Origin of the sequence: Paraburkholderia oxyphila NBRC 105797 (assembly GCF_000685075.1) — a bacterium.
In the GTDB taxonomy this organism is placed as follows: Bacteria; Pseudomonadota; Gammaproteobacteria; order Burkholderiales; family Burkholderiaceae; genus Paraburkholderia; species Paraburkholderia oxyphila.
In genome coordinates this window covers 1-10427 of the sequence record NZ_BAYD01000082.1, presented here as the reverse complement: position 1 = coordinate 10427, position 10427 = coordinate 1, and the positions used below count along the sequence as shown (strand labels likewise).

The 10427-nt window shown below is 61.7% G+C and carries 14 protein-coding genes; 5 read left to right on the top strand and 9 right to left on the bottom strand.

Features of this window, described 5'->3' with window-relative positions; all coding sequences use genetic code 11:
• Positions 1–37: 37 nt before the first annotated feature.
• From BO1_RS59705 to phoU, 3 genes are all read right to left on the bottom strand, one after another.
• A complete protein-coding gene (locus BO1_RS59705; RefSeq protein WP_156992576.1) occupies positions 38–337 on the bottom strand; it encodes a hypothetical protein in 300 nt (99 codons plus the stop codon).
• Between the two features lie 377 nt (positions 338–714).
• A complete protein-coding gene (locus BO1_RS35310; protein ID WP_028221600.1) occupies positions 715–999 on the bottom strand; it encodes an HU family DNA-binding protein in 285 nt (94 codons plus the stop codon).
• 911 nt (positions 1000–1910) lie between these two features.
• The gene (gene phoU / locus BO1_RS35305; RefSeq protein ID WP_028221599.1) at positions 1911–2618 is read right to left on the bottom strand and encodes a phosphate signaling complex protein PhoU; all 708 of its coding nucleotides are present in this window, start codon (positions 2616–2618) and stop codon (positions 1911–1913) included.
• On the opposite strand from phoU, the gene BO1_RS61490 reads away from it, so the two are divergent.
• Positions 2608–3033, top strand: coding sequence for a hypothetical protein (locus BO1_RS61490; RefSeq protein WP_245643984.1), 426 nt, complete (start codon positions 2608–2610; stop codon positions 3031–3033). The genes phoU and BO1_RS61490 overlap by 11 nt on opposite strands.
• Before the next feature lie 655 nt (positions 3034–3688).
• Positions 3689–4039, top strand: coding sequence for a hypothetical protein (locus tag BO1_RS35295; RefSeq protein WP_028221598.1), 351 nt, complete (start codon positions 3689–3691; stop codon positions 4037–4039).
• Between the two features lie 315 nt (positions 4040–4354).
• Here the strand turns inward: BO1_RS35295 and BO1_RS35290 are convergent, their stop codons facing one another.
• Positions 4355–4744, bottom strand: a complete 390-nt coding sequence (locus tag BO1_RS35290) for an NUDIX hydrolase (protein WP_043287891.1) — start codon at positions 4742–4744, stop codon at positions 4355–4357.
• A 177-nt stretch (positions 4745–4921) separates the two neighbouring features.
• Between BO1_RS35290 and BO1_RS59695 the strand changes: the two genes are divergently transcribed.
• A complete protein-coding gene (locus tag BO1_RS59695) occupies positions 4922–5269 on the top strand; it encodes a hypothetical protein (protein ID WP_156992572.1) in 348 nt (115 codons plus the stop codon).
• Between the two features lie 211 nt (positions 5270–5480).
• Here the strand turns inward: BO1_RS59695 and BO1_RS35285 are convergent, their stop codons facing one another.
• From BO1_RS35285 to BO1_RS35265, 5 genes are all read right to left on the bottom strand, one after another.
• Positions 5481–5783, bottom strand: coding sequence for a hypothetical protein (locus BO1_RS35285; RefSeq protein WP_156992570.1), 303 nt, complete (start codon positions 5781–5783; stop codon positions 5481–5483).
• 375 nt (positions 5784–6158) lie between these two features.
• Positions 6159–6356 (bottom strand): hypothetical protein, encoded by a 198-nt coding sequence (locus BO1_RS35280; RefSeq protein WP_028221595.1) that lies wholly within the window; start codon positions 6354–6356, stop codon positions 6159–6161.
• Positions 6357–6442: 86 nt separating this feature from the next.
• Positions 6443–6979, bottom strand: a complete 537-nt coding sequence (locus BO1_RS35275) for a hypothetical protein (RefSeq protein WP_028221594.1) — start codon at positions 6977–6979, stop codon at positions 6443–6445.
• A gap of 314 nt (positions 6980–7293) precedes the next feature.
• On the bottom strand, positions 7294–7566 hold the full coding sequence (locus BO1_RS35270) for a hypothetical protein (protein ID WP_028221593.1): 273 nt from the start codon (positions 7564–7566) through the stop codon (positions 7294–7296).
• A 15-nt stretch (positions 7567–7581) separates the two neighbouring features.
• Positions 7582–8259 (bottom strand): MgtC/SapB family protein, encoded by a 678-nt coding sequence (locus BO1_RS35265; RefSeq protein WP_028221592.1) that lies wholly within the window; start codon positions 8257–8259, stop codon positions 7582–7584.
• 776 nt (positions 8260–9035) lie between these two features.
• Between BO1_RS35265 and phaP the strand changes: the two genes are divergently transcribed.
• Positions 9036–9368 carry a TIGR01841 family phasin gene (gene phaP, locus BO1_RS54040; protein WP_043287897.1) on the top strand — a complete coding sequence of 111 codons (333 nt, stop codon included), beginning with the start codon at positions 9036–9038 and terminating at the stop codon, positions 9366–9368.
• A 328-nt stretch (positions 9369–9696) separates the two neighbouring features.
• Positions 9697–10427, top strand: a 731-nt coding sequence (locus tag BO1_RS35255; RefSeq protein WP_028221591.1) for an acetyl-CoA C-acyltransferase, incomplete at its 3' end; no start/stop codon positions are given.

Below are 10427 nucleotides of genomic sequence, written 5' to 3'. Positions count from 1 at the left end.
TTGAAGGTAACCGCACTCCCATAGACGAGATACACGTTCAGCTGTCCGGCTGAACGAGCTCGATCGGGCCATCCGGCTTCCCGATATTGACCAGCTTGTTTCGATGTCCGCACTCTGGGCAAATGAAGTGCAGGCCGTGGGAATCGACTTCCGGGTCGATCTCTTCGAAGTCCAGTTCGGCATCACATTCGCGGCATTTCCACATGGCATTGCCCATTTGTTTTCGTGAGAAGTTCAAGGATGCCAACGAAAGCACGCGATGTCGATATGCCTCGGAGAGACCACAAATAGCCATCGGTTGATGGCAACGACTATTAATGGAGTAATACTTGAACATTCGACTCGATGAATGCGGTCGGCCCCAGCCGCTCAGCGGTTAGGTTTCCTGCTGGATTTCGGCTATGCACCGCGCCTGCGGGCAAGCTCATTGGCGCGACGCTGGGACACTCGAAGCCGATCCGCGCCGCGGCCACTGGCTGCGCGTCGGGAGCAAGGGCGGGAAACTGGCGCGCGTCGCGCTGCCGCCGCTCGCGTGGGACTCACTGGCCCGGCATCTCGCCGAACGTGACCCGCCGGTGCTGCCCGTGCGCTGGCCCCCGGCAACGCCGGTGATCGGCAGTCTCGAGGCGGACAGTCACGCGGCGATCAGCAGTGTCGGTGGTGCGCCTCGCAATTGTTGCGATGTTGCGTACCCTCACCGGGAGGCAGCACCTCTCATCTTCCGGTACCGTTCACCACATCCTTGAACGCCTTGCCTGCCGTGAACTTCACGGTCTTCGCGGCTGCGATGCTGATTTCCTCGCCCGTCGCTGGATTGCGGCCAGTTCGTGCGGCGCGGTCACCTGTGCTGAAGGAACCGAATCCAATCAGTTGTACCGTCTTTCCCTCGACCACTGCGTTCGTGATCGCGCCGATAACGGCATCGATGGCCTCACCGGTCATCGCCTTGCTTGTACCCGTAGCCGATGCGACGGCGTCGATCAGTTCCTGTTTATTCATGTTTCTTTCCTCTGGTAAATTAGACTGTCCGGCACACTGTCGTGACCGCAACTCGCCGGCGAGACTCATGCGATGCTATCCGCGTAACCCTACCGCGAAGGCAGCAAGCCGCACAAGCCCCCGGATCGCGGGCAAAACCGGATTCGCCGTCGTACCGGTAGGACGACAAGAAAAGTCTGGATACCCGCGCCAACCCGGTCAAGATTCTGGTCCGGGTGAGGCCGAATGCGCGCGCAACGTTGCGGCATCAATGAGCACGACCATCGAGCGAGGCATCGGATTTCATATCGTCGCCGGCTTCTTTGTGTGGATTGTCGATACGCAATGAGCCCCAGTGGTAATTACACGAAGCGGTAACGCAGCCGGTTCCGGTTTCAGGCGCGACGCGGGCCGTAGTGGAAGTTCAAGGTTCCAGTCGAGGATTACGTATCCGCGTCATCTTTGCGGGATACGATCCCGACTGCGACTCCTGATGCGATGACCCGCCAGACGACGGCACCCCGAGCGCAGGCGTGACAGCGCAAGCTCATCGCCCCGACCGTCGAAACGGACCGACTCGCAGCGCAAAGACAGGTGAGCACGTGACCTTGTCGATCCGCGGCCCATTGCCAACAGAAAACTATAAACCACCTATGACCCCCAACGGCTGGCTGACCCTGGGCATCCTGCTGCTCGCTGCGACGCTCTGCCTTCTCCTGGCGTTACTCGTTGACGTCCGGGTCTAGATGCACGTGTAACATGCCGGTATCTCAGGGTTTCCTCCGCCAGCTCAGGCCTCGCGCGATTGGGCAGCGCCGCATCGACGTCGAAGCGGCATTCAGATCATTCAACACGGCGACGTTGCTCATGTGGCGCTCTGGCCCAGATGGCGCGGGCGGTCGTTGAGTCCTCGTGCCTATGCCGCCGGGTTCTCAATCACCCAGCGCTTCATGCTCAAGTCGCTCCCGGGAAACGTGACGGACATCCTTGCCCTTCACAACATAAATGACGAGCTCCGCCAGGTTTTTCGCATGGTCGCCGATCCGTTCGATGGCCGACGCAATCGACACATAGTCGAGCGCGGAAGAAATGATGCGGGGATTCTCAGTCATGTATCTCGGCAGCTTGCGCACAAATGCGCGGTACTGCTCATCAATCGCCTCATCCTCGCGCATGATCCGGGCAGCCTCAACCGTATCGAGCCGGGCAAATGCAGCGAGCGCATCGTGGAAGATGGTTCCCGCCATCCGACCCGATGACCGGATTTCTGCGATATTCAGATTCCTGCCCGCAGCGTCATTCGCAATTCTCCTCACCCGCTTTGCGATCTTGCGTGCTTCATCACCCGCGCGCTCAAGATTGCTGATGCCCTTCGAGTAGGCCATCAGTCGCCGCAGGTCGGATGCGATGGGCTGGCGCCGCGCGATGACGTTACTGCACTCCGCATCGATCTCGACTTCCATCGCATTGAGTCGATGCTCCTCATCAATCACCTTCTCGACCAGACCCATGTCGAAGCGGCTGAGCGCCTCCATCGCATCGGTCAACTGTGACTCAACCAGTCCCCCCATCTCGAAAAATCTCGACGACAGGTGTTCAAGTTCAGCATCAAACTGGCTGGATATGTGCTTGTCTGGCATTGAAAACTCCCCGTACCAGAAAGACGATAAACTGTTTGTACGGTTTGTCAAATCTGAAAAAACCATGAAAGCACAGGCTGCCAGGAACAGAAGCGGCAAGCGACCGCCTGCATCTCCGGACGTAGGTGCCAATGCGGCCGCGTCCGGCAAGAAGTCCGTCCAGGCTGCGAAGGCTCGACATGCGGCGGCGAAACCACAGACCGGGAGGGCAACGCCTGTTGAAGCGCCTCCCCGGCGCGTTGCCCACCACCGCAGGGAGAGTGTCAAACGGGAAAAGGTCGTCCGCGACACCTTCACGATGCCCCGGGAAGATTACGAGCAGCTCGCGGTGCTCAAACAGCGCTGCCTTGATGCAGGCTTCGCCGTGAAAAAAAAGCGAGCTCGTGCGTGCCGGGCTGCTTCTGCTGGCGTCTGAGCCGACGAAACGCCTTCTTGCGGCCGTGCGGACTGTCAAGCCGGTCAAGACCGGCCGGCCACCGAAGTCGAAGTGAGCCACGCATGCGGGCCGTCGATCCCAGCGGGGGAGGTTCGCGCGCTCACGAAACCGGTTGTCCCAGCTTGGGCAAGGCGATCCGCTTCCCTCGATACGCAGCCCCGTCGCGCTACCGTGTTCACCTCCGCAACAGAATCGATCACCACGCCCCGGCATCGTTTGTCGCGCAACATGAGACGCGGGCCGAAACGACGACGACCGGTGACGGGCACGAGCTCCTGTTCGCGTCTGGTGGCCGCCTTCAGTGTTGACGCGACGCCCGTCGGATTCCGCGTCTTGAGCGGCGACGGGATGAACGCGCCAGACGCAAGCTGGCTGAGTCACGCGATTGTGACAGGTCATGCTTGCTCGCAATGGCGAGTTCATCGGCGGTTTCGGGCAGCACGCCGGCACGCGGGTCCAGCTCCAGAAGGTATTCAGTCTTTTGCGCGGCCGGAACGAAAACACCGGCCAGTTCAAACAGGATACGTCGTAGCATTTGTTGTGACCCGGACGACCACCGATCCGGACACCGTTGCCCAGGAGAAATATTGGACCGGTCTGGTGCAGGGCGTCTGCCTGCCAGGAGCCAGCGTCGATGCTGGTTTTCACCGGGATGCGGGAGGTGCCGGCGGCGCATGCTTCAACAACATTGCACGGCGCCTGGCAATTCCCTGCAGTGCGGATTTTCGCCAGGACAAAATTCCATGACAAGGCATTGCGCAGAACATCCATGGAGCGGTTGCAGAGGGCAACACCGGCTCGCGCGTACGCCCTAACCGGCCGCTCCGGTCCCGTGCAGATCGCTGGCATCGTCCTTTCCAGGGTCATCGACATCGAGCGCAAGCACACGGCTGACGTCCCGCGCGAACTCCTCCATGACCGCAAGCCATTCGGGGGTATCCGGAGAAAAGTGTTCAGGATTCCTCTTTCCCCTGTGCCCGTCTGATCGCGCGGATGCTGGCCTCAAGCGCCCGCGCTTCTGCCCAGACCGGATCGTTATCGGGAAATTCGGGTTGTTCGTGCGCCATGCATGGATTTTCGGCAACCGGCTCACAAACTTTAGCGGGTTGGCACGGGATAGTCCGGCTCGCATTCAGGGCATATCAGGAACCGCTCACGGTTCCTCGCGGCCTTGATTCCATCTGGTGGGCACACATTCGGACCAGTTGGAACCCCCGCTGCCGGGCGGCGACGGCCTGCGATTCGAGCACCGCACACGACCCGGATCCATCGGTAGCGCGGCGCTGGGGCGCCAGACTGACTACGCGGCAACGATGCCAGATGCCGTCAGCTCGTGACTGAACAGCAGGTTGATGATCTCACGCGTCGGCACGCTGGTGATGAGCGTAGCCACCTTCCCGGGGCGAAACCACCGGCATCTCAGGATTTCGTTGGCCGGCGCAGGCCTCGCCGCATCGGGCAACACTGAGAAAAAGACGTGATGCCGTTTGTTCCGGCCTCCGAACTGGAACAGGAAATTCATCTCGCAGCCCTCCAGCATCGTCTCTTCGCTGAGTTCCCGCCGGGCGGCATCCGCGGGGGACTCGCCCCGCTGGATCGTACCGCCGGGCAGCGACCATCTCGCCCGCCCGCGTTCGACGAGAAGGACTCTTCCGCGTTGCCAGCACACGACGGTGGCTCGTTCTTTCATGATTCCAGATTTCACTACAAGTGCTATATTTTTTAGACAAATCGAAGAATTAGCCAGGGAGCCCGATTCCCGGTCACAGGCCGGAGCTTCCCCGGCATCGCGGTGTAACACGTACGCATCGGGCGCCGGCAAAACGCTGACGCATCGAGCCTACTTTTCTGGCGGGGAGAAAAGGCCATGCGAACCCGTTCGTCCCTCGAAATCTGTGCGCCGCTCGGCATCTTTATCTTCGCCTGTGCGCTGTCCATTTCAACACTCGTTATCGCCATTGTCTGGATGATGATCGGTGTCTGCTGTCTGGGCTACCGGACAGTTGCGGACTTTCCGGCTTACGGCGTACCACACAGGTGGCGCCATGGGCCGCGTAGTGGCTGTCTGCTTTTTTATCACCTCGCGTGGTGGCCCTGGTACATGCGCCACGAGTTGCGCGACTTCGCCACTCAGGCACAAGTCCGGCTCGTCCGGGGCAACCGGTCGCGCGATCGACGCACACGGTCCGGTCATGAAAGCGACGGGAATCCCTGACAGGTTGTCGTGCCATATTCGTGTGAGGGCCTTCAGTTCGCACCGAGCCGGTCGGATGTGTAGCCGCGGTGGTGTTCGCCAAGCCAGTAGTGGCACGGTGCAGCGCGGGACGCAAAATCGAGGACCCGCGCGCGGGCAACAGCTTCACCCAGTTCAGCACGTTCCGCACGGGGACGAGTTTTCCTGTTCGCCAGAGCGCGACAGGTTGTTGTCATTGCAACTGACCACCGTCCGCTTGATGTGCTGAAAACAATGATGCGGGGTCGCCGCTGGCGCCAGCACAACGGCGCGGTCTCTCAAGTCGAACCAGGTGACCGGGCAGATCCCTGGCCTGTCTCTCCATGTGCATGGGCAGCAAAGGGATGACCAGAATGGTCCGAACCCTGGCACGCCAGTCGCTCAGATTGTCTACCGGCCCTTTCTCCATGACCCGGACGCTGTCGGCCGGGTGCTCGAGATGGCTCAGCACGTTCCTGATGTGCGCCAGATCCCGTTCGGCAAATTCGTCGCTCACGATGGGTTCCCCGTTGCCTGTGTCCGGCTGGTTCGAACTTGTTTGCACTTCCCTGCTTCCGGCGTCGGCGCCACCTGAAGTGCAGGCTCCTCCGCGCGGACCCCGACGACACTCAACGTCGTGAGCGGGTCTGTTGCCAACATTCATGGTGATCGAGATTGCGCAGAAGATCCGCTCGCCGCCGCTCACGGAGGTAGTGCGCAGTCACACCCACTACAGCGATGACAAGCACGATCGTGCCGGCAGCCACACCCAGCCAGGTTTGGTCCACGTCAGCCTCCCCAGTTACACCCGGATCGCTGCCTCATGCTCCAGGCAGCACGCATCGTGAATATAGTCCGTCCGGATGACAGACCATCGGCCATGTGCCTGCGCTCAGCGCGCCCGGGCAATCGCGCGCAGGACTGCGTCACCTCGCGGGGTCACGCGAGGCATCGGCAGGCCGGCTTCGGGCGGCTCGATCGCGATCAGATCAAGCGCGCGAAGCGCGCCAAGCTCCAGGCGGTCCGCCTCCATCCGCTCAGGCGCATTCTTCACCAGCATCAGCGTGGCGAGTTCGTGGGGGCTCAGCATGGTATTCCCTGGCGTTGGGACGTTGAGAAAGAAGTCGGTATCCAGCGGCGATCCAGCGGAAAACGGCTATCTGGACGACGGGCTGGTTAGCGCGACTGACTTCGCTGCCTGCGGCCTGTAGGCGCGACGCCTGCGACGGAATCCGTGTCCGTGCGCGCGATGTCCCGCAAGGCAGCAGGGGGCATCGTAGCGATGGCGCAACCCGAATCATCGGGCGCCGGACCGGGCGACTTCATCATGGCGTCGGCGACCCGGAGGCTCCTGACCATCGCAGCGATAGCCGCTGTCGCGTGCCGGACCGTTTCAACATAGCCATCAAGGGCAAGCCGGTTCACCGCGGTCGACGTCTGCAACGTCATGTCCATCACGGCGCTGGTATGCGCGGCGACCTGGGCAGCAAACGGCAGCATCGTGCCGGCCCGATTCCAGGCAAGCGGCTCCGGCGTCTGCGACGGCGGCATGCTCTCACGCTTGTTCTGCGCGCCAGCGAGGACCGATGCATACATCGAGAGGTTCAACAGCGCGAGTTCACTGAAACCGGCAACCAGATGGCCGGCCAGGAGGGGGAACGCAGCCGCACCGGCTGCAGTTGTGGCAAATGATTTCTCTTCCGAACTGCTCACGAATTGGCTCCAGGTGCTCACCAACAGGCGTGGCCGCTGCCACAGCGGCCGATCATCGGCGTACTGGCGTTCGCGAACCTGCGCTTCGCGCCGCGCCGCCGATCAATCTAGAGGCTTCATTCTAACTTTGTTAAATCCGAGCCATAATTCCGGGTTGTTCAGGAGATTCCCCAATGGCTGGGAACGGACGGGCGTGGTGACCGGCTATGACGCTGGATCGATGCGCATTCATGGAACGCCATTGCATGGGGCAGCCCCGACGTTGTGGGCGCACCGGTTTCAGCCATCCGCCAGCGCGACGGATCGATCAGGGTTCAATGCCCTTCATGGCTGAACAGGTCATCAACGATCTTGCGCGCTGCGCTGTATCCGCCCATGAGCGCATCGGCCTCCGTTGCGAAAGGCCGGCCGCGTGATTCGCCGAAGCGCAACGGCGAAAAGACGGCGAGCGTGCTCGCTGCCTGAAATATCCTGACGACGGCGACATATCCCGGCCGGGTTGGCTTGAGCGTCTTCGGTCCGATGCTGATATCGGACTCAACAGAGATCTCAAGCGTAAAGCCCTCGTAGTCGTAGATTCGCCTCATGACCGTCTCCCTGCCTTATTTCTCGCGTCGGCACTCGCGGACGCCCGACATGGCTTCGAGCCGCGCACAAATCGCCGGGAATTCTCGCGCGCTCACCCGTGACAACGCGAGCTGCACGTCATCGAGATCGGCGTCATCCTCCGACTGCTGGACAATGAACTGCGTGACCCGCACGCTCCCGGTGCCGAGCGCCCGATGGACGCTGTCCAGCGACACGCTGCCGTGCTCGACCAGCAGCTGGATGGTGCGCTGCTGCCGCACAGAAATAAAGCGCCGTTCCAGCGGTTTGATGCCCGCCAGGATGATGAGAATGATGACCGTGGCGCCGATCGCCGCGGTGTACATGCCGCCGCCCACTGCCAGGCCAATACCTGCTACCGACCACAGGCTCGCGGCGGTCGTCAGACCGCGCACGACATCACCGTGTAGCAGGATCGACCCGGCGCCAGGAAAGCCGATGCCCGGCACCACCTGGGCAGCAACCCGGGATGGATCGAGCACGACGCTCTTCTGGCCCAGTACGTCGGCGAAGCCGTAGGCCGAGACCAGCATGCTCAGTGCAGCCCCGACGCAAACCAGCATGTGCGTGCGCAGGCCTGCTGCCCAGCTCAGTCTCCCGCGCTCAAAACCCATCACGCTGCCAAGCAGCGCAGCCATCAGCAGACGCGACAGGCGTTCAAAATTCCCGATCACTTTCAGATCCGCCAGAACTTGATCAAGCGTGCGGAGATCCCGCCGACTCACGCGACAGTGTATTGTGTCACTTTTGTGACATGCCGGATGGCTACCGCCGAGCGCCAGCGAATTTGCGCGAGGGCGGCATGATGGGACGCCATGTCGTGCCCCCGTACGGCAAACGCCCGCGCGGTCGACGCGTTCCCTGCCCGCCAACGCGCTCTGCCATGACGTTGCATCCAAAGAGATCGTGGATGCGCCCTCGCGGGCTGACCGAATGCTGGCTGACGACGCCGGCACCCTGGCGGAAATCACCCGTGGCGCGAGGCGGCCCCCATTGCGGGTTGCGGGGTCGGGGACCTGTCTGGGCGAGCCCAACGCCCGATCTCTGAACAGGCCAGCCACGCCATGACTCCACGAGCGACCGCGGGACGCCTGCAGTACCGTGAACTGGGCCAGAACCTGGCTCGATACGGGGGTACGCGCCGTCAGACCGGATCTCAGGTCCGCCTTCAGACGCCTGGCTGCATGGCCAGGGCAGCGATACGGGCGGCCAATACGAGTCCTATATGAATCCTCTATCTATGCATATACGCGAAAAGCATACCAAGATTGAGAAAATAAGGGTTTATCCTTATTATTGCGGCGCAGCAAATTGTTAAATTGATGCCTTAGAATAACCACTCTAATTTTGACGCAACCCCGATGGGCTGCCTTGAGCCTCACCAGAGGTGCCCGCCGCGATCTTACCGGGTAGCGGATTGGTTAGTTATACGAATGATGGAGCATGACCGGTGATCGTTTTTACCCCCGAACAACTCAGGGCCACGCATCAGGCCGGCATCACAACATCACTCGCTCTGGCCAGTGCCGCATTGCAGGGCATCGAAGCCGTGACACAACTCAATATGCGTGCCACCTGGGTGGCATTAGCGGAAAGCGAGGCCGCCCTGAAGGGCGCGATGCAAAGCCGCAAGCCGTCGGAGATTTTTGTCCAGCTGGTGAGCGCATCACAGCGCGCCGCAGCAAAGGGCATCTCCTACGGTAGCAAGCTGTCCGATATCGCGACGCACACCCGGGCGGAATGGGTCATGCTCGTCCGGGCCCAGTTGGAGCAATCCAGCTAACGGCTGAAGGATGTCTCCGATCATTTTCGGATAGCCGCCCCCCGGCTGCAGCGCTTCAATCACTGCGCTGAACGTGTCGCTCTCTTCCGGCAACCCTGACAGGACGCTGGCAATGTCACGCGGCAAGCCATCGAGACTACGCAACGGCACTCCCAATGCGGTTGTCGTTTTGATCAGGGATGGGGCAACCACGCGCGCTTTGGGCGACGCGCGCGACAAACCCGCAGGTCCTGATTCGCGCGTTGCACCGTGACCGCGATCAACAGATTTCGACGCGATGCCTGGCAGCTTCGACGCAGGCGAGCGTTTTTTCACGCGAGAACAGAAAATGACTGACATTGTGATCGTTTCGGCCGCACGTACCGCGGTCGGCAAATTCGGCGGAACACTGGCGAAGATTGCGGCGCCCGATCTGGGCGCGCTGGTCATCAAGGCTGCGCTGGAGCGCGCGGGCGTGAAGCCCGAGCAGGTGAGCGACGTGATCATGGGTCAGGTGCTGACCGCGGGGTCGGGCCAGAACGTTGCGCGTCAGGCGTCGCTCAAGGCGGGGCTGCCCACGGCAGTGCCCGCGATGACGATCAACAAGGTCTGCGGCTCGGGCCTGAAGGCCGTGATGCTCGCGGCCAACGCGATCCTTGCGGGCGATTCGGAGATCGTCGTGGCCGGCGGCCAGGAAAACATGAGCGCGGCGCCGCACGTGCTGCCCGGCTCGCGTGACGGCTTCCGCATGGGCGATGCGAAGCTCATCGACAGCATGATCGTCGACGGCCTGTGGGACGTCTATAACCAGTACCACATGGGCGTGACCGCGGAGAACGTGGCGAAGGAATACGGCATCACGCGCGAAGAGCAGGACGCGTTCGCGGCACTCTCGCAGAACAAGGCGGAAGCCGCGCAGAAGGCAGGCCGCTTCGACGCGGAAATCGTGCCGGTGGCGATTCCGCAGCGCAAGGGCGATCCGGTGGTGTTCAAGACCGACGAGTTCGTGCGTCACGGTGTAACAGCCGAATCGCTCGCTGGCTTGAAACCTGCTTTTTCGAAGGAAGGCACGGTGACGGC